This window comes from Agrobacterium vacciniicorymbosi, assembly GCF_040427045.1.
Taxonomy (GTDB): Bacteria; Pseudomonadota; Alphaproteobacteria; order Rhizobiales; family Rhizobiaceae; genus Agrobacterium.
The window spans coordinates 130,549-154,639 of sequence record NZ_JBETMF010000014.1 but is presented as its reverse complement, the minus strand read 5'-3'; the positions used below and the strand labels follow the sequence as shown (position 1 = coordinate 154,639).

Sequence of the window (24,091 nt, the reverse complement as noted above, 5' to 3'; positions counted from 1 at the left end):
CGGGCGCAGGCCAGCATCGCATAGGTGGCCTCGGGGATCATCGGCATGTAGATCGTCACCCGGTCGCCCTTCTTGACCCCGTGCTTCTTCATCACATTGGCCAGACGACACACTGCATCGTAAAGCTGGTTATAGGTGATCTTCTTGTCGATATAGGGATTGTCGCCTTCCCAGATGATCGCGGTGCGTTCGCCATGGGTCTTCAGGTGACGATCGATGCAATTGTACGAGACGTTGGTCAGGCCGTCCTCGAACCACTTGATCGGCACCTTGCCCTTGAACGAGGTGTTCTTGACCTTGGTATAGGGCTTGAACCAGTCTATCCGCTTGCCATGCTTGCCCCAGAACTTGTCGGGATCCTCGACACTCTGCTCGTACCATTTCAGGTATTTGTCGTTGTCGATAAGGGTGTTCTTTTTTGCAGACTTCAGAGCCGGATAGATTTTGGCAGACATGAATTCCTCCTCGAGAACGCATCGCGTCTTTTGCAATTACCGGAGACTCCTTTTCTCCAGTCATGTGCCAGATTCATAGCAGTTCAGTGACCTCAGGCAATTAGACAAAGGTCATTTGTTGCGCAAAGAATTGCAATTCTGATGCAATGGAGCTATAGACCGCTCATATCCCGGAAATCAGTGGTTAACATCCACGGCCCGCGCCCCCGGAGCGGACGGACAGAAGGACTGTATCTATGGCTCAAACACTGCTCATGCCGAAAGCGACGGCCGTCTGGCTGGTGGACAACACCGCGCTGTCGTTCGATCAGATCGCCACGTTCTGCAAGCTGCATCCGCTTGAAGTTAAGGCTATTGCCGACGGCGAAGCTGCACAGGGCATCAAGGGTCTCGACCCTATTTCCACCGGACAGCTTTCCCGCGATGAAATCGCGCGTGCCGAAGCCAATCCCAATCACAAGATCAAGCTTTCCGAGCCAAAGGTTCGCGTGCCTGAATCCAAGCGCCGTGGTCCGCGTTATACGCCGGTTTCCAAGCGTCAGGATCGCCCGAACGCCATTTTGTGGCTGGTGCGCAACCATGCCGAACTGAAGGACGCGCAAATCTCGCGCCTCGTCGGCACGACCAAGTCCACCATCGAGCAGATCAGGGACCGTACCCACTGGAACTCGGCCAATCTGACACCGATGGACCCGGTCACACTTGGTCTTTGCAGCCAGATCGATCTCGACCTTGAAGTCGAGCGCGCATCCCGTGGCCGTCCGCTTCCAACCCAGGAAGAACTGGACGCGACGCTGCAGCCGGCAGCAGCGACCGAAAGCCTCGGTTACAATTACGAGCGTGAAGAAGAAAAAGAAATCGACGCCAACGCCGTTTTCGCCAAGCTCAGCTCGCTCAAGTCTACCCGCAAGGATGACGACGAAGACGACAATTATTGATTTCGATATTATCGATCAGCACAAAAAAAGCCCCGGCATCGACCGGGGCTTTTTCTTACCTATGGTTTTCTCGAAGGCTTCGAGGATCAAGCCGACTTGGCGGGCATGGACAGAACAGGTGCGCCGGTTTTTTCGTCATCGTTCAGCAGGCCACTGGCCCGCAGCAGGGACGAGAAGCGACCGCCGCGCATGCTTAGCTCATCGAAGGTACCCTTCTCGATAATGCGGCCATTATCCATGAACAGAACCAGATCGGCATCGCGGACGGTGGACAGGCGGTGGGCGATGATGAAGGTCGTTCTGTTCTTGCGCAGGGCATCGACAGCATCTTTCACCCGGGCTTCGGTTTCCACGTCGAGCGCGCTGGTTGCTTCGTCCAGAACGAGGATCGGCGCATTCTTCAACACGGCGCGGGCGATGGCGATGCGCTGACGCTCGCCGCCGGACAGACGGTTGCCGCGTTCGCCCACCTGCGTCATGTAGCCGGTGTTTCTGCTGTCGATGAAGTCAGTCGCAGCAGCTGCAGCAGCGGCCTGAGCGATTTCGTCATCGGTTGCACTATCACGACCCAAGCGGATGTTGTCGCGAATGGAGCGGTTGAGAAGACCGGCATCCTGGAAGACGGTGGCAATGGAGTGACGCAGGGATTGACGCGTCACGTTGGAAATATCAGTTCCATCCACCAGAATCTGGCCGCCATTGGGATCGTAAACCCGCTGGAGCAGATTAATGAGTGTGGTCTTGCCCGCACCTGTCGGTCCAACGATGGCGATAGTCTCGCCGGCATTGGCGGTGAAGGACACGTCATGCACGCCCTGCTTGGTGTTGGCAAAGCCAAAGTTGACGTTGCGGAATTCCACCTTGCCGGTGACGTTGCCGAGTTCGATAGCGCCTGTCGGCTCTTCACGGTCCTGCACGGAATCTTCCAGCTTGAAGAAGTCCACGAGCTTGGCGCGCGCCTCGAAAATCTGGGTTGCGAAAGCGCGGACCTGGTCCAGACGCCCGATCAGCAGGTTGGCAAAGCCGATGAAGGCAATGATGTCACCAACACGCAACTCGCCGTTCTTTACCAAGATGGCACCGACGATGAGGATGATCATCATCGAAACCGAAGAGGCGGTCCGGTTTAGTGCACTTGCAAAGGCCCACCAGTCCAGAACCGGATACTGTGCGCTGAGAAGTCGCTCCGTAAAGGACTTCAGAGCTTTGGTTTCCGCTTCGATGCGGTTGTAGCTATGCAATACCGAAACGTTGCTGATCGAATCGCTGACGTGGGCAAAGACCGTGTGGTAATGCTCTTCAACAGATGCCTGACCTTCCTTGGTCCGCTCCATCACCCACTTGCCGATGAACCAGTAGACGACGCCCAGCGCCATCAAGACAAGGCTGAGGCGCAGGTCCATGGAAATGGCTGTCGGGATGAGAAGTATCAGCGCAACGAATGTCGCAAGATGGGTGCGCATGAATTCCAGCCACAGGCCGAACAGCGTTTCACTGGCGCGCAAAAGCGTATGCAGCGCGTTGGACGTGCCACGCTGATGGTGCCATGAGAGCGGCATGGAGATGATCCGGCCGAAGGCTTCCGTCAGCAGGGACGCGCGGCGTCCATGTGCCAACCGGTCCGCCTCACGCGCGACTGCGACATAGGCGACCGTGTTGAACAGGGCAAACGCTCCCCAGAGGATGAGGATGTTGACCGGGATAGAGCCGGATGACAGTCCGTCGATGATGCGTCCGAACAGCACCGGCTCAGCAATGGTGATCGCTGCAAGAATAATGTTTGCGACAACGACGATGGTGACACGCCACTTGTTGTTGGCGAGGTAGCGCAGGGCGCGCGTATAAACCTGAAACAGTGTCAATTCCGAAATCCTGTCTTCATGTCCGTCGGTCAGCGCTCGTTTCGAGCGTGATATGACTGCATCCGCTTCACAAGCGACGCAGATTGAGCAAGTCGTTGTTTTATCGCTTTTTCCACATGAATGCGCGCTTAACGAAGCGGGATTCGAGCGGATGTGATGCAAAAAAACTTGATGTCGCGATTGTGAGCCCGCAACGGCGCGGCAATATAAGATTTCGCGGTATGGTTTTAATCTTTGATTACCTTATAAGGTAGAACCTGAATGGGCGAGTGATCCGGGCAGCATGGGGTCAGGGCAGAGATCTCATTTGATACAAACATCGACGCTATTTCATTTCTTCCAGGGTATTCGCTTCAATGCACAATGTTTTTCAGTTTTTGACTCAGTGCGACGAGGCAAAAACCGAGGACCGGTTTCTCTCAGCCTTTCATGATTTGATCAGCCTTCTCGGCTTTAATTTCTACCGGGTGGTGCGGCGGGACGCGGAGGATTTGACCTTTACCGGCAAAGTTCTGGCGGAGCATCTGCCCGCAGGCTGGACAGAGGCCTACCACGCCAAGAAATACGGCAATATCGACCCGGTCAAGCGCACGCTCGGCCTGTTGCACCGGCCATTCCGCTGCCGAGATGTGGTAGGGCTTCTGCCGCAGGCGACGCAGCGCAAGCGTGCGGCCAAGCTGTTTCAGGATGCGGCCCGGTTCGGTCTGCGCGAAGGTTATGCCTTTCCCGTCCATGGTCGCAGCGGATTGCTCGGCGGCGTTTTCATTCTCGGCGATGGCCGTCTGTTTTCCGGGCCGGAACTGTCGATTGTCGATACGGCCATGCGCACCGCCTTCTGGCGGCTTCTGGAGTTTTCGGGACAATCCGAAGAGCTGCTGTCGATGCCCGATCTTTCCGTCACGCAGTTGACCCGGCGCGAGTTGGATGTGCTGACGCTTTTAGCGCAGGGCAAGACATCGCCTGACATCGGAAAAAGCCTCGCTATTTCCAGCCATACGGTGGATTGGTATATCAATGGTATACAGCGCAAGTTCGACGCAAGAAACCGCCAGCATGTGGTGGCGCTTGCGCTTCGACACGGCATCATCTTCTGAAACGTTTCCAGCTGACGCGTCCGAACGGACATCCGCAAAAACGCCCTTTCCAACCGTGACGTTTACTGCTTAATTTCGCGGTGCAGCATATATGTGTGCCTGCGAGGTTTGGGAGGCCGTCTTGAAAATATCGAAAATCCTTGTCGCCAATCGTTCGGAGATTGCGATCCGTGTGTTCCGTGCCGCCAATGAGCTTGGCATAAAAACGGTCGCGATCTGGGCAGAAGAAGACAAGCTTTCGCTGCATCGGTTCAAGGCGGATGAGAGTTATCAGGTTGGCCGTGGTCCGCATCTCGCCAAGGATCTGGGACCGATCGAGAGCTATCTGTCGATCGAGGAGGTGATCCGTGTCGCCAAGCTCTCCGGTGCTGACGCCATCCATCCCGGTTACGGGCTGCTTTCGGAAAGCCCTGAGTTCGTGGAGGCCTGCAACGAGGCGGGTCTGATCTTCATCGGCCCAACAGCGGATACCATGCGCCGCCTGGGCAACAAGGTTGCCGCCCGCAATCTGGCGATTTCCGTCGGTGTGCCCGTCGTTCCGGCGACCGAACCGCTGCCGGACGATATGGCAGAGGTCGAGCGTATGGCCGAGGAGATCGGCTATCCCGTGATGCTCAAGGCCTCATGGGGCGGTGGTGGTCGCGGTATGCGCGCCATCAGAAAAAAGGAAGACCTTGCCCGGGAGGTGACGGAAGCCAAGCGCGAAGCAAAGGCTGCCTTCGGCAAGGACGAAGTCTATCTCGAAAAGCTGGTCGAACGCGCCCGCCATGTGGAAAGCCAGATTCTCGGCGATACCCACGGAAATGTCGTGCATCTCTTCGAGCGTGACTGCTCCATCCAGCGTCGTAACCAGAAGGTGGTCGAGCGCGCGCCTGCGCCTTATCTGTCGGAAGAACGTCGACAGGAACTGGCCAATTATTCGCTGAAGATTGCCGGTGCCACCAATTATGTCGGGGCTGGCACGGTCGAGTATCTGATGGATGCCGATACCGGCAAATTTTACTTCATCGAAGTCAATCCGCGTATTCAGGTCGAGCATACGGTGACAGAAGTCGTCACTGGCATCGATATCGTCAAGGCGCAAATCCATATTCTCGAGGGCGAAACCATCGGTACGCCGGAATCGGGTGTGCCAGCGCAGAAGGACATCCGCCTCAACGGCCATGCGCTTCAGTGCCGCATCACCACCGAAGACCCCGAGCACAATTTCATTCCGGATTACGGTCGTATCACTGCCTATCGTTCCGCTTCTGGCTTCGGCATTCGTCTGGATGGCGGCACGTCCTATTCGGGCGCGATCATCACCCGTTATTACGACCCGTTGCTTGTTAAGGTGACAGCCTGGGCGCCGCAGCCGGATGAGGCGATTGCGCGTATGCATCGTGCGCTGCGCGAATTCCGTATTCGTGGCGTGGCCACGAACCTCACCTTTCTGGAAGCCATTATCAGCCATCCGAGCTTTGTCGGAAACACCTACACCACGCGCTTCATCGATTCGACTCCTGAACTGTTCGAGCAGGTCAAGCGACAGGACCGTGCGACCAAACTTTTGACCTATCTGGCCGATGTGACGGTCAATGGCCATCCCGAGACCAAGGGTCGCGTGAAGCCTGCCGCGAACGCACCAGCACCCGTCGTGCCCTATATCGACCAACCGACACCTGACGGCACCAAGCAACTTCTCGACAAGCTGGGTCCGAAGGGTTTTGCCGAGTGGATGCGCAATGAAAAGCGCGTTCTCGTAACCGATACGACCATGCGCGATGGACACCAGTCGCTGCTGGCAACCCGCGTCCGAACCCATGACATCGCTCGCGTTTCCAGCGTTTACGCCAAGGCTCTGCCGCAGCTTCTATCGCTGGAATGCTGGGGCGGTGCGACCTTTGACGTGTCCATGCGCTTCCTGACGGAAGACCCGTGGGAGCGTCTGGCGTTGGTGCGTGAAGGTGCGCCGAACCTGTTGCTGCAAATGCTTCTGCGCGGAGCCAACGGCGTCGGCTACAAGAATTATCCTGACAATGTCGTCAAATATTTCGTCCGTCAGGCCGCAAAGGGCGGCATCGATCTGTTCCGCGTCTTCGACTGCCTGAACTGGGTCGAAAACATGCGCGTATCGATGGATGCGATCGCGGAAGAGAACAAGCTCTGCGAAGCGACCATCTGCTACACGGGCGATCTCTTGAACTCTGCTCGCCCGAAATACGATCTCAAATATTACACCAATCTCGCCGTCGAGCTGGAAAAGGCGGGCGCGCACATCATCGCCGTCAAGGATATGGCGGGGCTGTTGAAGCCTGCCGCCGCACGGGTTCTGTTCAAGGCGCTGCGTGAGGCGACCAGCCTGCCGATCCATTTCCACACGCATGATACGTCCGGTATTTCCGCAGCCACTGTGCTTGCGGCGGTTGAGGCGGGCGTGGATGCCGTGGATGCGGCCATGGATGCGCTCTCGGGCAACACCTCGCAGCCATGCCTCGGCTCTATCGTTGAGGCGCTGAAGGGTACGGAGCGCGATACGGGTCTCGACACGGAATGGATTCGCCGCATTTCCTTCTATTGGGAAGCGGTGCGGGGCCAATATGCGGCCTTTGAAAGTGATCTCAAGGGACCGGCATCGGAAGTCTATCTGCACGAAATGCCGGGTGGCCAGTTCACCAACCTCAAGGAACAGGCCCGCTCGCTTGGGCTCGAAAGCCGCTGGCACGAGGTCGCGCAGACCTATGCCGACGTCAACCAGATGTTCGGCGATATCGTCAAGGTTACGCCGTCGTCCAAGGTGGTCGGCGATATGGCGTTGATGATGGTCTCTCAGGATCTGACGGTGGCTGATGTCGAAAACCCGGACAAGGAAGTCTCCTTCCCGGATTCTGTTGTGTCGATGCTGAAGGGCGATCTCGGCCAGTCGCCGGGCGGTTGGCCGGAAGCCTTACAGAAGAAGGCGCTGAAGGGTGACAAGCCCTATACGGTTCGTCCCGGCTCGCTGCTGGAAGATGCCGATCTGGATGCCGAGCGCAAGGAGATCGAAACCAAGCTGGAGCGCTCGGTCGATGATTTCGAGTTTGCCTCCTATCTGATGTATCCGAAGGTCTTTACCGATTTTGCGCTGGCGTCTGAGACCTACGGCCCGGTCTCGGTTCTGCCGACGCCCGCCTATTTCTACGGTATGCAGGATGGTGAGGAATTGTTTGCCGATATCGAGCGCGGCAAGACGCTCGTCATCGTCAATCAGGCGTCATCCGGCATCGATGACAAGGGCATGGTCACGGTGTTCTTCGAGATCAATGGCCAGCCGCGCCGCATCAAGGTGCCGGATCGCGCCCATGGTGCCTCCGGCTCTGCCGTGCGCCGCAAGTCCGAACCTGGCAATGCCGTCCATGTTGGTGCGCCGATGCCGGGCGTCATCTCCCGCGTCTTCGTCAATCAGGGGCAGGATGTGAAGGCGGGCGACGTGCTGGTGTCCATCGAAGCGATGAAGATGGAAACGGCGCTGCACGCGGAGCGGGATGGCAAGGTGGTCGAAGTGCTGGTCAAGCCCGGCGACCAGATCGATGCCAAGGATTTGCTGATCGCCTATGGCGAGTGAGGCGACAGACTAGAAATGGAAAAGCCCACCGAAAGGTGGGCTTTTTTATGCGGGTGGCGTCAGGCGCGTCTTTCAGATCATCCGTTCTGTGTCAGCGGCGAGATCAACACTTCCACACGACGGTTCTGGGCACGGCCATCGGCTGTTGCGTTGGATGCAATCGGCTGCGATGGACCAAAGCCCATGGTCGAGATACGGCGCTGGTCTACGCCACCACGCTCGCCTAGATAGTTGGCGACGGATGCTGCGCGGCGCTCAGACAGGCCCTGGTTATGGGCAAGGCTACCGGTGGAATCGGTATGGCCGTTGATGTCGATATAGGTCTTGTTGAACTTGTTCAGTACGATGGCGACCGAATTCAGCGTTGGGTAGAATGGCGGGATGACCTGATCCTGATCCGTGGCGAAGGTGACGTTGGACGGCATGTTGAGAACGATGCTGTCGCCACGACGGGTTACGGAAACACCGGTGCCCTGAAGCTGCTGGCGAAGTTCGGCTTCCTGATTGTCCATGTAGCCGCCGATGGCGCCACCGGCCAGCGCGCCGATACCGGCACCGATCAAGGCATTGCGACCCTTGTTTCCGCCACCGATGGCCAGACCGCCGACCGCACCTGCAAGCGCACCGATGCCAGCGCCGCCCGCCATATTGGAAACCTTCTGCTCACCCGTATAAGGGTCTGTGGTGGTGCAGGCGGAAAGGTAGGTTGCGGCCAGCGCAAGAACGACAAACTTCTTGATCATGAATTCCAGTGCTCCGTGAGTTCACGTTACGTAAGACAGATGAATTTCGGCATTTTCACGGTCGAAACCTATTCCGCCGCATCCTTTTGGCCAAAACGCTTTTCGATATAGTCGATGACCAGCGCCTCGAAATCCCTGGCGATATCGGGGCCGCGCAGCGTCAGCGCTTTTTCTCCGTCGATGAAGACGGGGGCCGCCGGGTTTTCGCCGGTGCCGGGCAGGGAGATGCCGATATCGGCATGTTTGCTTTCGCCGGGTCCGTTGACGATGCAGCCCATGACGGCGACGTTGAGCGCTTCCACACCCGGATATTTGTCGCGCCAGACCGGCATGTTCTTGCGCAGGTCGTTCTGAATGTTCTGCGCCAGCTCCTGAAACACGGTGGATGTGGTCCGTCCGCAGCCGGGACAGGCCGCAACCACGGGAACGAATTGGCGAAAGCCCATGACCTGCAGGAGTTCCTGCGCGACCTGCACTTCACGGGTCCGGTCGCCATTCGGCTCTGGCGTCAGTGATACGCGGATCGTATCGCCAATGCCGTGCTGGAGAACGTAACCCATGGCGGCGGATGAGGCGACGATGCCCTTCGAGCCCATGCCCGCTTCGGTGAGGCCGAGATGCAGGGCATGGTCGGAGCGCTCGGACAGCATGGAGTAGACCGCAATCAGATCCTGCACCTGACTGACCTTGGCCGACAGGATGATGCGGTTGCGCGGCAGGCCGATATCTTCGGCAAGCTCTGCGGAGATCAGCGCGGACTGGACGATGGCCTCGCGGGTGACCTGACGTGCAGACAAGGGAAAACCTTCATCCTTGTTCTTGTCCATCAGGGTCGTCAGCAATTCCTGATCGAGCGAGCCCCAGTTGACGCCGATTCGCACCGGCTTGTCGTAACGGATCGCCATTTCGACGATATCGCCGAACTGCTTGTCCTTCTTGTCCTTGAAACCAACATTGCCGGGGTTGATGCGGTATTTTGCGAGCGCTTCGGCACAGGCGGGATGATCCGCCAGCAGCTTGTGGCCGATATAATGGAAGTCGCCAACCAGCGGCACATCCAGACCCAGCCGCATGAGCCGATCTCGGATTTTCGGAACGGCAGCGGCGCTTTCATCGCGGTCGACGGTGATGCGCACGATTTCGGAACCAGCACGGAACAGGGCCGCTACCTGCTGCACGGTGGCATCGATATCGGCCGTATCCGTATTGGTCATGGATTGCACCACAACGGGTGCGCCGCCACCGACGATAACGCCACCAACATCGACAGCAACGGAGGCGCGGCGCGGCTTGGGATCAAAATCGGCGTGTGACGTCATGGTTTTCTCGGACAATTGCGGTGAAATCTACTCTTTCAGGTGGAACAAGGCGCGCGCCTTGTCAACATCGAAGCGATCAACTCCTACTTTACCGCAATCATGGCGAAATTCGAGACTGCGTAAGGCTGAGGCCTCAGAGTTTCGCAAATTTCGCCATCAATTGTGTGGCGAGCCGCCTCAATGGCCGCTTGCGCCATCCGCATGGCGGGCCAGTCTGGAGAGAGACAGCACCACCAGATGTAGCACGGGCAGGCCGATGAAGACGGCGGCAAGGCCGGTATGTTCGGCAATGAAGCCGATGGCCGATGGTGCAACGAGAATGCCGGAATAGCCCATGGTCGTGACCACCGACAGCGCGATGCCCGGTGCCATGCCCGGCATGTTGCCTGCCGCCGAAAAGGCAATCGGCACCATGTTGGAAATGCCGATACCGGCAATGGCAAAGCCCGTAATGGCGATAAAGGCATTGGGCGCGAAACCGGCAATCAACAGACCGACGATGGATATGGTCGAGCAGAATTGCAGCGTACGGACGGCACCGAATCGGTCACGCACCAGATCGCCTGCAAAGCGCATGATGGCCATGGTGAGCGAGAAGGCCGCAAATCCGAAGCCGGACAGGGTGATGGACGCGCCGAGTTCATTGCGCAGATAAAGCGCGCCCCAATCGAGAATGGCACCCTCCGGGATCATCGAAAACAGCGCCATGATGCCGATGATCCAGGGAAGCGGCGTCATGGGCAGGCCACCCTTCGGGCGCTCTTCTTCCGGATGGGGGCGATCCACCTGCACCCGTGGCCATGCCACGGCAAGCAGGGCAGCGGCGATGATCGTGACGGCAACGGCGTGGCCGTAAATGCCGGTTTTGGTGATCAGCAGACCGCCAAGACCGGCGCCGATCAAGCCGCCCAAGCTCCAGAAGGCGTGGCAGGACGACATGATGGCACGACGCATGCTGCGCTCCACCACCACGGCATTGGCATTCATGGCCACGTCCATGGCCCCCGTCAGTCCGCCGAAGAGGAAGACGGCGATGACGCCAGCCCAGAGCGAATTTGCGAGCGTGATCAACAGTAGCGTCGGCACCATGACGAGAGCGACGCCCAAGGTCACGGTTCTCGAACCGAGGCGACCAATCTGCGAACCGGCAATGGGCATGAAGGAGAGGGAGCCGAGGCCGTAGACAAGGATGACGAGGCCCAGCGTGCTTTCGCTGAGCGCAAAACGCTTGGCGAATTCCGGGATCATTGGCGCCCAGGAGCCCATCATGAAACCGTTCATGAGGAACAGCAGCGCGACGCCAAGGCGCGATCTGGTCATATAGGGAAGGCGGGCGGTCGTTGGCGTTTGCGTGGCAGTTCCGGTCATCGCGACTGGTCCTTCGATCATTGTTTGATAGGGTTATGCGCCGGAATTCGATCCGGCCTGATGAATGGTGACACCGCTGGCGGCGAAGGAATCGATCATCGCGTGATCGGCATCTTCTTCGACAACCAGCGTCAGCGCTGCGGAAAGCGGTGAGACCTGAAAGGGTGCCGCCGCTCCCAGCTTTTCGGAGGTGATGGCGGCCAGCGTTTTGGCGCTGGTCTCGCAGGCCAGCCGCTTGAACACGGCATCCTCATAGATATCGGCGCAGAGACCTCGATCCAGCGTCAGGCCGCAGACGCCGACGATGCAGAGATCAGGTCGGATTTGCTCCAGCTGGCGAATCGCGGTCGTGTCGATGGCTGCACCCACCGCCGGATCGACCCTGCCGCCGATCAGGATGAGTTCAATATCGGCATTCCCGGCAAGTTCTGCGGCGATGGCTGGCGTGTTGGTGATGACGGTGAGTTTCAGACCCGGCGTCAGATGTTTTGCAACCGCCAGATTGGTAGAGCCGGCATCCAGGAAGACTTTCATGCCCTCGTTCAGAAACGAGGCGGTTGTCCTGCCAAGTGCCGCCTTGCGATCCGGCATTTCGCCGATGCGGGTTTTCAGCGGGACTGTGGTGCCTGCTGCCAGCAAGGCGCCGCCATAGACCCGCTCACACTCGCCCCGTGCCGCCATCTCCCGCAGATCGCGCCGCACGGTGTCTTCCGATACGTCAAAGGTCTGCGCAAGCTCCTGCGCCAGCACGCGGCCATGCCGCTGCAATTGCGCGTAAATCAGAGCTTGCCGCTCGCTGACGAAATGGTCGGTTTTGGACATCGTGACTCAATCGGAGGAATCGTGCATAAACACGGATAACCCGGCAAGAGAGGTTTCTCAAGCGGAAAATGGCTTCTTATGAGCCACCCTTCGAATTCGCAAAAACGTAGCCTGACACATGATGAGCCCTGCGATTACGCCAGAATGCTGTCGAGGGCTGACACCAGGCGCTCGCATTGTTCTTCGGTGCCGATGGAAATGCGCAGGAAATCGGCAATGCGTGGCTGGTTGAAATGTCGCACCAGAATGGCCCGTTCGCGAAGCGCCGTTGCCAGAAGTTTTCCCTCCCAACCAGGCTTTCTGGCGAAGATGAAATTGGCCTGAGATGGCAAGATGTCGAAGCCTCGTGCTTCCAATTGCTCTGACAGCCATGCCCGGTTTGCGATAAGCTTATCGCGATGGGTGACGAACCAGTCCTCATCCTCGATCGATGCGATGGCTGCGACCTGGGCAAGGCGGTCCAGCGGATAGGAATTGAAACTGTCCTTCAGCCTCTCCAGAGCTTCGATCAGTGGACGCTGCGCGACCGCATAGCCGACACGCATGCCCGCCAGCGAACGCGATTTCGAAAAGGTTCTGACGACGATGAGATTATCGTGGTCGCGGACGAGCGGTATTGCGGTTTCACCGCCGAAATCGACATAGGCTTCATCGATTGCCACCACCTGATCGGGATGAGTGGCGACAAGGCGCTGGATATCGGAGAGCGGCAGGCCGATGCCCGTCGGCGCATTGGGATTGGGCAGGATGATGCCGCCGCAGTCGATATGATAATCGTCTATCCGGATCGAAAGGCTGTCATCCAGCGGGATGGTCTTCGTCTCGATGTCGAAGAAGCGGCTGTAGGTCGGATAGAAACTGTAGGTGATATCAGGATACAGAAGCGGCGCGTCATGCTTCAGCAGGCCCGCGAAGATGAAAGCCAGAACCTCATCCGAACCGTTGCCAACGAATATCTCGTCCGGTGAAACACCGTGATAGGCGGCAAGCGTTTCCTTCAGTTTTTTGGCCGAGGGGTCGGGGTAAAGCCTCAAATTGTCGTCTGTTGCGGTGCGGATCGCGTCCAGCGCGCGGGGCGACGGGCCCCACGGATTTTCGTTGGTGTTGAGCTTGGTCAGGTTGGCAATGGCTGGCTGTTCTCCCGCCACATAGGGGTGCAGCGTTACGACGATGGGAGACCAGAACTTGCTCATCTCAACTCTTTCTTTCTGCGACGAAACGGGCCGTCTCGATCAGAATCTCTGCACGGTCACCATAGGGTGCCAGCAGGTCCGTGGCTTCTTTCACCAACTCACGCAGGCGGCTGGTTGCCCAGTCCGCACCGCGTAGGGCGACGAGGGTGCCTTTGCCGCGGGCGGCGTCCTTGCCGGTTGCCTTGCCCATGGTGGCGGCGTCGGAGGTGAGGTCGAGGAGATCATCGGCCAGCTGGAAGGCAAGGCCGATCTTTTCACCGAAATGGCGCAACCGCTGGCGCTCGGCGGCATCACTTCCGGCGATGATGGCACCGGCTTCGCAGGCAAAGCGGATGAGCGCGCCGGTTTTCATAGCCTGCAATGTAATGATGCCATTCTCATCAGGCGCATTCTTCTCGGCGGCCAGATCGAGCGCTTGGCCGCCTGCCATGCCGCCAATACCGGCGGCCTTCGCCAACGCCAGCACGAGTGCGGCCTTGCGATCATCGGGCAGGCTGGTGTCGGGGGAGGCGATGATATCGAAGGCGAGTGTCAGCAGGCTGTCGCCCGCCAGAATGGCCGTGGCTTCATCGAATTTCCTGTGAACCGTGGGCTGGCCGCGGCGCAGGTCGTCATTGTCCATGGCGGGAAGGTCGTCATGAACAAGCGAATAGCAATGCAGACATTCCAGTGCTGCGCCGACATGCAGGGCGGCTTTCGCGTCGCCGCCCAAAAGTGCTGCTGTTTCGATGACCAGAAAAGGACGCAGCCGCTTGCCGCCGTTCAGAACGCCGTGGCGCATCGCTTCCAGCAGGTTTTGCGGGCGGGTGATCTCGTCGGCGCGTGCACTGCCGGACAGGAGTTCGCCGAGCAAGGCTTCGGTTCTTGCCGCATTGTCGCGCAGCCGCATCTCGAATGTCATCTTGCCAGTTTCCTTACCCTATCAGGTGACGATTGGCTCTTTCGCATGGGGAAAAATGGCTGGCAATCGTTTTTGTGAGGACGATGTGGAACTTCGTTATCGTCAGTAGCCTTGATGCGTCATGCGGAATATGAAAGGCTTTGACCAACAGCCAAGTGGGGGCAGGTTTTTTGAGCAGCACGCCGGATAGCGAGACGGATTATGAAGCGCTCGCCGAAAGCGGGAGTAAACCGAAGGTGGATGTTCGAAGCCTCATCAGACGCGTTTTGCTGGTCGTCATCGTCCTGCTGGCTCTCCCCTATCTGCTGATACCGGTTTATGCTCTGCCCTTCATGCGCCCGGTTTCCACCCTGATGCTCGCGGATCTGGTGACGTTTCAGGGCTATGATCGCCGCTGGGTGCCGCTAGAAAATATCTCTCCGCGCCTCGTTCAATCGGTGATGATGTCCGAAGATGGGCAGTTCTGTTCTCACTCTGGCGTGGATTGGGGCCAGATGCAGACGGTCGTCAGCAGTGCCCTGGATGGCGAGGCGACACGCGGCGCCAGCACCATTCCCATGCAGACGGCGAAAAACCTCTTTCTCTGGAATGGCCGTTCCTTCCTTCGCAAAGGGCTGGAATTGCCGCTGGCAGTGGTGTCCGATTTCGTCTGGTCGAAAAAGCGGATGATGGAGATTTATCTCAACGTCGCCGAATGGGGACCGGGCATCTACGGCATCGAGGCGGCAGCACAATACCACTTCAAGGTTCCGGCCTCGAAGCTCAGTTCCAGACAGGCAGCACTTCTGGCAGTGGCGCTACCAAACCCCATCGACCGTATTGCCAGCAAACCGGGTCGGGGAATGCAGCGGCTGGCGGGGCTCATCGAACGACGAGCCCGCGCTTCTGGCAGCTATGTTGGTTGCGTGCTGAACTAAAATTCTCAGCTCTTCTTGAAGATGTAGTCCGTTTCCTGCCGCAGCGTTTCGCCGGGGCGCAGAATGGCGTCGGGGAAGCCTTCGTGATTGACGGCGTCAGGCCATATCTGGGTTTCCAGGCAAAAGCCTGCGACGGGTCCGTAGTGGCGGCCATCTAGGCCCGGTACGGCGACGTTGAGCTTGAAGGCCGAGTAGAACTGCACGCCCGGCTCAGTGGTGAGGACATCCATTGTGATGTTTGAGGCAGGAGCATAGACGCGCGCCACTTTGCGCTTTGCCACGCGCTGGGGAGAGAGGCAGAAATTATGGTCGTAACCGACCTGCTGGCCGTTGTCTTCGCGCCGCATCGGGGTGGATTTGCGCAGGTCGAAGATGGTGCCATCCACCGGGCGGATTTCGCCGGTCGGAATCTGCCGCTCGTCCGTCGGTAGATAATGATCGGCAGCGATTTCGATTTCGTGGCCGAGTGCAGATTCCGCGCCATCCAGATTGAAATAGGAATGCTGGCAGACATTGGCGAGCGTCGGCTGATCAGTGGTCGTCTCATAGGCGACCGACAACACGCCACCTTCGCGGATTGTATAGGTCGCAGTGATTGCGCAATTGCCGGGATAACCGGCGCGGCCATCGGGATCGACGATCTGCAGGACGACATGGCTTGGGCCATGTTCCATGATCAGCCAGTTGCGTTTGCCGATATTGTCGCTGCCGCCATGAAGGTGGGTAACGCCTTTTTCGTTCAGTTCCAGCTGATAGGCCTTGCCATCGATGGAGAACTTGCCACCGCCAATGCGATTGGCGTTTCGGCCCGGTGTGGCACCGAAATAGGAAGAGTATTTCGGGTAATCATCGAAGTTGTCGAAGCCGAGAACGAGCGGCGGCTGGTGGCCTTCGAGGCGCAAATCCTGAATGACGGCACCCCAGGTCATGACATGTGCAGTCAAACCACCTGCGGAAATCGTTACGCGCTCGACCTTCTCGCCCGTAGACGTAAATCCGAAATTTTCCCGTGCGCCGGCTTCGCTCATCGTGTCACTCTCCCAATCGATAAAACAGGGCCGGACGTTGCGTTATTTTCCGGCCCTTCGCAATGACCGAATTAGCCTCGGTCTTTTCCGATCTCATCCAGATCGTACGAGGTCGTCTGGTAGATCTCGTTGATCCAGTTACCGAAAAACAGGTGGGCATGGCTGCGCCAGCGGTTGAGCGGTGTCAGTTCCGGGTCGTTATGCGGGAAATAATCATGCGGCAGCTTGATCGGCACGCCCGCATTGGCGTCACGGAAATACTCGTCGGACAGCGATGTGGAATCATATTCCACATGGTTGAACATATAGAGCCGCTTGCCCTGCGGCTCGTGCGCAAGGCACACGCCCATCTCTTCGGATTCCATCAGGATTTCCAGTTCCGGGTGCTGCTCGATGTCGGCGCGGCGTACCTCTGTCCAGCGGGACACGGGCACCTGAAAATCATCCGAGAAGCCGTTGAGATAGATGGAGGACGGGCTGAGATTGCGGTGGCGATAAACGCCGAAGGCCTTTTCTTTCAACGCATGTTTCGGCACGCCGTGGAAATGGTAGATGGCGGCCATCGCGCCCCAGCAGACATTCAGTGTGGAATGGACGTTGGTCTGCGTCCAGTCGAAAATCTTCTGCATTTCTTCCCAATAGGTCACATCTTCATAGGGCAGCGTTTCCACGGGCGCACCGGTGATGATGAAGCCATCGAACTTGCGGTGACGGACCTCTTCCCATGTCTCGTAGAAGGACAGCAGATGCTCTTCCGGTGTGTTCTTGGCGCGGTGGCCGCCGATGCGTATCAGCGACAGTTCCACCTGAAGAGGGGAGGCGCCGACAAGGCGTGCCATCTGGATTTCGGTCTTGATCTTGTTCGGCATGAGGTTGAGAAGCCCGATCTGAAGCGGGCGGATATCCTGCCGGATGGCCGCTGTTTCAGTCATGACCCGCACGCCCTCATTTACGAGGGTCTCAAAAGCGGGCAGCGTATCGGGAATCTTGATTGGCATTTCCACACTCACTTCCGGCGGTGCCAAGGTCACCGCGAAACAAAAAAACCGGCAGCGAAATCGCAACCGGTCCTGGGAAATTGCCTGTTTCCTCGGTCCTTTAGCAATTTCTTTAAAGTGGCTGCAAGCCGACCGGCAAATGACCACTGGCAGGTGTCTTAATCCTGTGCGGGCAGAAAATCAATATCGCCGTCTTATCCGGCGTTTCGGCCTTTCCATCCGCCACCGTTCCGGGCTATGGCAGGGGCATGACGACCACCCACTTCACCATTCTGCTCGGCGGCACCATTACCGTCACCGATCGCCTGCAAAAGGCGGTGGCGGATACGCGCGTGATTGCGGCAGATAGTGGCATGCGCCACGCACAGCCGCTCGGTCTCACACCGGAATTGTGGGTGGGAGATTTCGATTCCTCCGACAATGCCCTGCAACAGCTTTGGCCCGGTGTCGAACAACAGCCCTTTCCCGCCGCCAAAGGCGTGACGGATGGGGAGATCGCGGTAACCGAGGCGCTGGCGCGCGGCGCAACACGGCTGACGCTGGTCGGTGCGCTGGCTGGCGAGCGGTCCGACCACGCGGTGTTTCATCTGCTCTACGCCGTCTCGCTTGCCGAGAGCGGTGTCGAGGTCGTGCTGACCTCCGGAGAGGAAGAGGCCTATCCGCTGCTCGAAGGTGAGCGCGCGCTCGACCTACCAGCGGGATCGCTGTTTTCGGTGGCCGGTTTTACGGCGCTCTATGGCCTCGAGATTGAAAATGCCCGCTATCCACTTGCGGACTTCGCGCTTGCTTTCGGCTCGTCGCGCACTATTTCCAACGTGGCGGAAGGGCCTTTGCGCCTTCGCCTCAAAAGCGGCAAAGCCATCGTGCTTGCCCGTCCTTACGATTTGACCGGAGCCTGAACCCTTGGCACCCCCCATTCTGAAACTCGACGATATCAAGCTGACCTTCGGCGTTACCCCGCTGCTCAATGGTGCCAATCTGCAAGTGGAGCCGGGAGATCGTATCTGCCTCGTTGGCCGCAACGGTTCTGGCAAATCGACGCTGATGAAGATCGCCGCCGGTCTGGTTGAAGCGCAGTCGGGCGAAATCTTCCGGCATCCTTCCGCGACAATCCGTTATCTGGAACAGGCGCCCGATTTTGCCGGTTTCGAGACGGTGCAGGCCTATGCGGAAGCGGGTCTCGGGCCGGGGGACGATGCCTATCGCGTCACCTATCTGCTGGAACATCTGGGACTGACGGGCCAGGAACATCCGTCCAGCCTTTCGGGTGGGGAGGCGCGTCGTGCCGCGCTCGTGCGCGTCATGGCCCCGGAACCTGATATTCTGATGCTGGACGAGCCGACCAACCATCTCGACCTGCCGACCATCGAGTGGCTGGAAAGCGAATTACAGCAGACGCGCAGCGCGCTGGTTCTGATTTCGCATGACCGTCGTTTCCTTGAAAAAGTCTCTACCGCTACCGTCTGGCTGGATCGCGGTACGTCGCGCCGCCTCAGCCGCGGCTTTGCCCATTTCGAGGAATGGCGCGACAAGGTGCTGGAAGAGGAAGAGCTGGAACAGCACAAGCTGGGCAAGGCCATCGAGCGCGAAGAACACTGGATGCGCTATGGTGTCACCGCGCGCCGCAAGCGCAACATGCGCCGTGTGGGTGAGCTTCAGGCCATGCGCGCCGAATATCGTGGGCACAAGGGGCCAACGGGTTCCGTGCAGGCGACGGCTGCGGAAGGCCGCGAATCCGGCAAGCTGGTGATCGAAGCCGATACGATAACCAAGTCCTACGGTGAGCGCACGATCGTCGCGCCGTTTTCGCTTCGCGTGCATCGCGGCGATTGCATTGGTTTCGTTGGCCCCAACGGTGCGGGCAAGACGACGCTTTTGAAGATGCTGACGGGTCAGCTGGAGCCGGATAGCGGCTGGGTCAAACTCGGCACCAATCTGGAAATCGCCACACTCGACCAGAAGCGTGAGGATTTGAACCCCAACGATACGCTGGCGCATTATCTGACCGATGGTCGTGGCGAAAACCTGCTGGTCAATGGCGAGTTGAAGCACGTCACCGGCTATATGAAGGATTTCCTGTTTCAGCCCGAGCAGGCCCGCACGCCCATTCGCAATCTCTCGGGCGGCGAACGCGCGCGTCTGATGCTGGCGCGCATTCTGGCGCGGCCGACCAATCTTCTGATCCTTGACGAACCGACCAACGATCTCGACATCGAGACGCTGGATCTGTTGCAGGAAATCGTCGCCGGTTTTTCCGGCACCGTCATCCTCGTCAGCCATGACCGTGACTTCCTCGACCGCACGGTAACCTCGACCATTGCGCCCGCAAACCCGGATGCGCCGGATGGTCGCTGGATCGAATATGCGGGCGGTTATTCGGATATGATGGCGCAGCGCAAGGGCGCCTCGGACGAAAAGAAGAAGGCGGATAAGCAGGAAAAGGCCAAGGCCTCCGCTGCGTCCAGTTCCGCTGCCGAGCCTTCGAAGGCGAAGGGCAAACTCTCCTTCAAGCAGAAATTTGCTTTGGAGAATCTGCCCAAGGAAATGGAAAAGGCGCAGGAAGAGATCGCCAAGCGCGAAGAGCGCATGGCCGATCCCAATCTCTTCGCCAAAGACCCGACGGCCTTCAACAAACTTGCTGAGGAAATGTCGAAGCTGCGGCAGAAGCTAGAGACCATGGAAGAAGAGTGGCTGGAGCTGGAAATGCTGCGCGAAGAGCTGGAGAGCTAAAAAGCAATTCGACGTGTCGGATTTTGTGCGTGTCATCCGTCTTTGACAGGAAAGCCTATTTGGGCTTTCCTGTTGTCTTATGGAGGAGCCAGACATGCGTATGATCTTCGTCAACCTGCCGGTCAAGAATATCGAGACCTCTAAGGCCTTTTTCACCGCGCTGGGTTTCAGCTTCAATCCGGAATATTCGGACGAGCGCACGCTGTGCATGATCGTCGAGAAGAATATTTTCGTCATGCTGCTTCAGGAAGAGCGCTTCCGCGATTTCATCAATGGCGAGATTGCCGATGCCAGCCGCACCAAGGAAGTGCTGACCTGCCTTTCGGCTTCGAGCCGTGAGGAGATCGACCAGATGATTGCCACCGCATTGTCATCCGGCGGGGCAGAGTGGAAGCCGGTGCAGGACCATGGCTTCATGTATGCGGGCAGCTTTCAGGACCCGGACGGCCATGTCTGGGAACTGGTGCATATGAGCGGTCAAAGCTGACACCGGGCCTGATAGAAAGCCGGCTTGCAAAGCGTTAGCGCTGCGATTACATCTTGCCTTGATCTAACGGGGTGCTTTGTCCTTTACTGGACAAGGCTGAGAGGCTCTGCCAACCCGAAGAACCTGATCCGGTTAACACCGGCGGAGGGATTAGACGGCTTCCATCCATGGCGCCCTATTCCCGTTGTCATTTCGAGGAGGTGCTGTTGATGTATCGTTGTATTTTCCTTCATTCGCTCGTGCTCTCGTCTCTCATGCTGCCTGGCCTTGCCATGGCGCAGGAGAAGAAGACGCTCACCGTCTACACCTATGAGAGCTTCGTTTCCGAATGGGGACCGGGCCCGAAGGTCAAGGCCGCTTTTGAAGAGACCTGCAACTGCACGGTCAATTTCGTCGGCGTGGCCGATGGTGTGGCGCTGCTGAACAGGCTGAAACTGGAAGGCCCCGGCTCCAAGGCCGATGTCGTCGTCGGTCTCGACACCAACCTGATTGCCGAAGCCAAGCAGACCGGATTGTTCGAGGCTTCGAGCGTCGATGCATCTGCGGCAAAGGTGCCGGGCGGCTTTCAGGACGATGTGTTCGTGCCTTACGATTACGGCCACTTCGCCGTGGTCTACGATACGCAGACGATGAAAAATCCGCCCAAGAGCATGAAGGAACTGGTCGAAGGCGATCCATCGCAGAAAATCGCCATTCAGGATCCGCGCACTTCCACGCCGGGTCTCGGCCTGTTGCTCTGGGTCAAATCCATCTATGGCGACAAGGCACCGGAGGCCTGGGCGAAGCTTAAGAACCGTGTTCTGACCGTCACCCCCGGCTGGTCGGAATCCTATGGTCTCTTCACCAAGGGTGAGGTGCCGATGGTGCTGTCCTATACGACCTCGCCCGCCTATCACATGGTTGCGGAACACAGCGAGCGTTATCAGGCGGCCGCCTTCGAAGAGGGGCATTATATCCAGATCGAAGTGGCGGGCATTTTGAAGAATGCGCCGCAACAGGCGCTGGCAAAACAGTTTCTCGCCTTCGTTCTCACATCCGGTTTTCAGGATGCCATCCCTGAGAACAACTGGATGATGCCTGTTGCCGCGACGTCTGCACCCTTGCCGGATGCGTTTTCCAAGCTGGTACAGCCCACCAAGACGTATCTGATGTCGCCGGAAGAGGTGGCGAAGAACCGCAAGGCCTGGATTGATGAATGGCTTGCCGCCATGAGCGTGAAGTAAGCCCGGTCGCCAACGATCATGATCGAGCGTCGCGATAGTCGCAGGTTTATCTACAGCGGAGCGGTGGCCTTTGCCGCTGTTCTTCTGTTCATGGGCCTTGCTGTCGCGGCGCTGCTGTCTTTCGATACGGGTGCTGCTTCCGCAGCCCTGTTCGATGCCTATACGGTGAGAATTCTGCGCTTTACCCTGTGGCAGGCGACACTTTCCACGGTCTTTTCCATTGTGCTGGGATTACCGGTGGCGCTTGCGCTTGCCCGGCAGAGAGATTTTCCGGGCCGCATCTGGATCATCCGTCTGATGGCGGTGCCGATGGGATTGCCTGTCATTGTCGGTGCGCTGGGGCTGATTGCGATCTGGGGCAGGCAGGGCATTTTCAATATGCTTCTTTTATCGGCGGGGGCAGAGCAGCCTTTCAGCATCTACGGGCTGTCGGGCATTCTGATTGCCCATGTCTTCTTCAATCTGCCGCTGGCCGTGCGATTTTTTCTGGCCGGGCTGGAGCGGGTACCGGGGGAATATTGGCGCATGGGGGCGAGCCTTGGTCTCGGGCCTGTCTCTACCTTCCGCTTTATCGAATGGCCTGCCGTGGCACGCCTGCTGTCGGGTGTGGCGGGGCTGATCTTCATGCTCTGCGCCACTAGCTTTACCCTTGTTCTGCTGCTGGGTGGCGGGCCTGCTGCCACCACGATCGAGGTCGCGATCTATCAGGCGCTACGCTTCGATTTCGATCCTCCTCGGGCGATTGCGCTGGCACTGATGCAGATCGTCATGACGGGAATTCTTCTGGCCTTGCTGGCGCTTCTGCCATCGGCGGATGCTGAGGCGCAGACGCAGGGTCGGGCCGTGAAACGGCTGGATGGCGAAGCGCTCGGGTCGCGCCTTTGGGATGGCGGGGTCATTCTGCTGGCGCTGATCCTCGTTGGTTTACCGCTTGTCGCTGTTGCTGCATCGGGTGTTTCTGCCGATCTCTTACGGCTGTTGTCTACCCCCAGCTTTCGGCAGGCGGCCATGACCAGTCTTTTGATTGCGCTTATCTCGGCATCGCTTGCGCTTGCCGTCTCCGTCGCACTTATTCGCGCCCGGCAGGCCATTGCAATGCACAGACAGGCTGGCCCCGTGCTGAGAACATTCTTCACGGCGATGGGCACGGGGTCATCTCTGGTGCTGCTGGTGCCGCCGGTGGTGCTGGGAAGCGGCTGGTTTCTGCTGCTGCGATCATTTGGTGACGTGGCGTTCTTTGCGCCGGCGCTGGTTGCCGCCATCAATATGCTGATGGCATTACCTTTCGTCATGCGCGTTCTCGAACCTGCCTTTATCACCCACCAGGCCCGCAGCGGGCGCCTGTCCGCCAGTCTCGGCCTTGCCGGTTTCTCACGGTTTCGGCTGGTTGACTGGCCGGTCTTGTGGCGACCGGCGGCGATGGCGTTTTCCTTTGCCATGGCGCTTTCGCTTGGCGATCTCGGTGCGGTCGCGCTGTTCGGATCGGAAAGCTTCGTGACTTTGCCCTGGCTCGTCTATAGCAATATGGGCAGTTACAGAACCAATGACGCGGCGGGTTACGCCTTCATCCTCGGGGTCATCTGCCTTGTTCTTGCAGCAGGTGGCGTGTCCCGTCAGTCATCGAAAGCGGTTGCATGAATGCGCAGGAGTGGGGCGCACGCCTCGATAGGGTCAGCCTGAAACTCGGCCATCAGGATTTTGCGTTGGATTGCGGCTTTGAGCGCGGCAAGGTGACGGCGGTGGTCGGGCCATCGGGATCGGGAAAATCGACGCTTCTCAACCTCATTGCCGGGTTCGAAGCGCCGGATGCGGGCCGGGTTTTGATCGATGACCGCGATATGGTCGGCCTCGATCCCTCAGAGCGGCCAGTGTCACTGATCTTTCAGGACAATAATCTTTTTGCCCATCTGGATATTTTCACCAATGTCGGGCTGGGCGTCAGCCCGTCCATGAGACTTTCCAGTAAAGACAAAGCCGCCATCAAGCGCGCGCTGGAGCGTGTCGGGCTTGGCGGTTTTGAAAAACGCCTGCCTTCCACGCTGTCCGGCGGGGAAAGGCAAAGGGCAGCGCTTGCCAGAGCCCTGGTGCGCCAACGGGCTGTGATGTTGCTGGACGAGCCTTTTGCGGCGCTCGATCCCGGTTTGCGCTCCGGCATGGCGGTTCTTTTGAAAGATCTGCATGAAGAGATGAAGAACACCATTCTTCTTGTCACCCATCATCCGGACGATATTCGCCGTCTGGCGGATAGGGTGGTCTTTCTGTCCAACGGGCAAGTTCTCTATCAGGGTCGTACGGAAGACTTCTTTGCGGCGACGCAAGTGAATGAGATCAGAACCTTTCTGACTGTCTAGGCTGCTCTGCCTAACAGTCGGCGTGGTTGCGTCACAATTTCGACGCGGGTCGCTGGCAAGTCATGCGAAATCACAACGT

The 24,091-nt window shown here is 58.4% G+C and carries 20 protein-coding genes and 2 riboswitches; of the genes, 10 read left to right on the top strand and 10 right to left on the bottom strand.

What is annotated here, in order from left to right; translation table 11 throughout:
- On the bottom strand, positions 1 to 455 hold a 455-nt coding region (locus ABUK73_RS20215), incomplete at its 3' end, for an acetyl-coenzyme A synthetase N-terminal domain-containing protein (protein ID WP_353578861.1).
- Between the two features lie 236 nt (positions 456 to 691).
- Between ABUK73_RS20215 and ABUK73_RS20210 the strand changes: the two genes are divergently transcribed.
- Positions 692 to 1,393 carry a DUF1013 domain-containing protein gene (locus tag ABUK73_RS20210; protein ID WP_353578860.1) on the top strand — a complete coding sequence of 234 codons (702 nt, stop codon included), beginning with the start codon at positions 692 to 694 and terminating at the stop codon, positions 1,391 to 1,393.
- An 86-nt stretch (positions 1,394 to 1,479) separates the two neighbouring features.
- Here the strand turns inward: ABUK73_RS20210 and ABUK73_RS20205 are convergent, their stop codons facing one another.
- Complete coding sequence (locus tag ABUK73_RS20205; protein WP_113086074.1) at positions 1,480 to 3,255, bottom strand: glucan ABC transporter ATP-binding protein/ permease; 1,776 nt, start codon at positions 3,253 to 3,255, stop codon at positions 1,480 to 1,482.
- 356 nt (positions 3,256 to 3,611) lie between these two features.
- Between ABUK73_RS20205 and ABUK73_RS20200 the strand changes: the two genes are divergently transcribed.
- Positions 3,612 to 4,349 (top strand): helix-turn-helix transcriptional regulator, encoded by a 738-nt coding sequence (locus ABUK73_RS20200; protein WP_353578859.1) that lies wholly within the window; start codon positions 3,612 to 3,614, stop codon positions 4,347 to 4,349.
- 121 nt (positions 4,350 to 4,470) lie between these two features.
- On the top strand, positions 4,471 to 7,932 hold the full coding sequence (pyc, locus tag ABUK73_RS20195; protein ID WP_353578858.1) for a pyruvate carboxylase: 3,462 nt from the start codon (positions 4,471 to 4,473) through the stop codon (positions 7,930 to 7,932).
- A gap of 77 nt (positions 7,933 to 8,009) precedes the next feature.
- On the opposite strand, the gene ABUK73_RS20190 is transcribed toward pyc, so the two are convergent.
- From ABUK73_RS20190 to ABUK73_RS20165, 6 genes are all read right to left on the bottom strand, one after another.
- Positions 8,010 to 8,675 carry an OmpA family protein gene (locus tag ABUK73_RS20190; protein ID WP_062452969.1) on the bottom strand — a complete coding sequence of 222 codons (666 nt, stop codon included), beginning with the start codon at positions 8,673 to 8,675 and terminating at the stop codon, positions 8,010 to 8,012.
- Positions 8,676 to 8,743: 68 nt separating this feature from the next.
- Positions 8,744 to 9,994, bottom strand: a complete 1,251-nt coding sequence (gene ispG, locus ABUK73_RS20185; protein WP_353578857.1) for a flavodoxin-dependent (E)-4-hydroxy-3-methylbut-2-enyl-diphosphate synthase — start codon at positions 9,992 to 9,994, stop codon at positions 8,744 to 8,746.
- Between the two features lie 177 nt (positions 9,995 to 10,171).
- Positions 10,172 to 11,362, bottom strand: coding sequence for an MFS transporter (locus tag ABUK73_RS20180; protein WP_353578856.1), 1,191 nt, complete (start codon positions 11,360 to 11,362; stop codon positions 10,172 to 10,174).
- A 33-nt stretch (positions 11,363 to 11,395) separates the two neighbouring features.
- Positions 11,396 to 12,184 (bottom strand): DeoR/GlpR family DNA-binding transcription regulator, encoded by a 789-nt coding sequence (locus tag ABUK73_RS20175; protein WP_353578855.1) that lies wholly within the window; start codon positions 12,182 to 12,184, stop codon positions 11,396 to 11,398.
- A 134-nt stretch (positions 12,185 to 12,318) separates the two neighbouring features.
- Positions 12,319 to 13,377, bottom strand: coding sequence for a histidinol-phosphate transaminase (gene hisC / locus ABUK73_RS20170; protein WP_353578854.1), 1,059 nt, complete (start codon positions 13,375 to 13,377; stop codon positions 12,319 to 12,321).
- Between the two features lies 1 nt (position 13,378).
- Positions 13,379 to 14,278: a polyprenyl synthetase family protein gene (locus ABUK73_RS20165; protein ID WP_353578853.1), complete on the bottom strand. Its 900-nt coding sequence runs from the start codon at positions 14,276 to 14,278 to the stop codon at positions 13,379 to 13,381.
- Positions 14,279 to 14,448: 170 nt separating this feature from the next.
- Between ABUK73_RS20165 and mtgA the strand changes: the two genes are divergently transcribed.
- Positions 14,449 to 15,195 carry a monofunctional biosynthetic peptidoglycan transglycosylase gene (gene mtgA / locus ABUK73_RS20160; RefSeq protein ID WP_353578852.1) on the top strand — a complete coding sequence of 249 codons (747 nt, stop codon included), beginning with the start codon at positions 14,449 to 14,451 and terminating at the stop codon, positions 15,193 to 15,195.
- Between the two features lie 5 nt (positions 15,196 to 15,200).
- Here mtgA and ABUK73_RS20155 read toward each other — a convergent pair whose 3' ends face one another.
- Both ABUK73_RS20155 and metA read right to left on the bottom strand, forming a co-directional pair.
- A complete protein-coding gene (locus ABUK73_RS20155) occupies positions 15,201 to 16,223 on the bottom strand; it encodes an aldose epimerase family protein (RefSeq protein ID WP_353578851.1) in 1,023 nt (340 codons plus the stop codon).
- A gap of 71 nt (positions 16,224 to 16,294) precedes the next feature.
- Positions 16,295 to 17,221, bottom strand: a complete 927-nt coding sequence (gene metA, locus ABUK73_RS20150) for a homoserine O-acetyltransferase MetA (protein WP_113086081.1) — start codon at positions 17,219 to 17,221, stop codon at positions 16,295 to 16,297.
- Positions 17,222 to 17,301: 80 nt separating this feature from the next.
- Positions 17,302 to 17,378: riboswitch (SAM riboswitch) on the bottom strand.
- 91 nt (positions 17,379 to 17,469) lie between these two features.
- On the opposite strand from metA, the gene ABUK73_RS20145 reads away from it, so the two are divergent.
- From ABUK73_RS20145 to ABUK73_RS20120, 6 genes are all read left to right on the top strand, one after another.
- Positions 17,470 to 18,120, top strand: a complete 651-nt coding sequence (locus ABUK73_RS20145) for a thiamine diphosphokinase (protein WP_353578850.1) — start codon at positions 17,470 to 17,472, stop codon at positions 18,118 to 18,120.
- Between the two features lie 4 nt (positions 18,121 to 18,124).
- Positions 18,125 to 19,951: an ABC-F family ATP-binding cassette domain-containing protein gene (locus ABUK73_RS20140; RefSeq protein WP_353578849.1), complete on the top strand. Its 1,827-nt coding sequence runs from the start codon at positions 18,125 to 18,127 to the stop codon at positions 19,949 to 19,951.
- Positions 19,952 to 20,045: 94 nt separating this feature from the next.
- The gene (locus ABUK73_RS20135) at positions 20,046 to 20,438 is read left to right on the top strand and encodes a VOC family protein (protein ID WP_353578848.1); all 393 of its coding nucleotides are present in this window, start codon (positions 20,046 to 20,048) and stop codon (positions 20,436 to 20,438) included.
- Between the two features lie 57 nt (positions 20,439 to 20,495).
- Positions 20,496 to 20,605: riboswitch (TPP riboswitch) on the top strand.
- Positions 20,606 to 20,647: 42 nt separating this feature from the next.
- Positions 20,648 to 21,661, top strand: a complete 1,014-nt coding sequence (gene thiB / locus ABUK73_RS20130) for a thiamine ABC transporter substrate binding subunit (protein ID WP_353578847.1) — start codon at positions 20,648 to 20,650, stop codon at positions 21,659 to 21,661.
- 18 nt (positions 21,662 to 21,679) lie between these two features.
- A complete protein-coding gene (thiP, locus tag ABUK73_RS20125) occupies positions 21,680 to 23,299 on the top strand; it encodes a thiamine/thiamine pyrophosphate ABC transporter permease ThiP (protein ID WP_353578846.1) in 1,620 nt (539 codons plus the stop codon).
- Complete coding sequence (locus ABUK73_RS20120) at positions 23,296 to 24,012, top strand: thiamine ABC transporter ATP-binding protein (protein WP_353578845.1); 717 nt, start codon at positions 23,296 to 23,298, stop codon at positions 24,010 to 24,012. The genes thiP and ABUK73_RS20120 overlap by 4 nt, the downstream gene beginning before the upstream one ends.
- Positions 24,013 to 24,091: the final 79 nt, after the last annotated feature.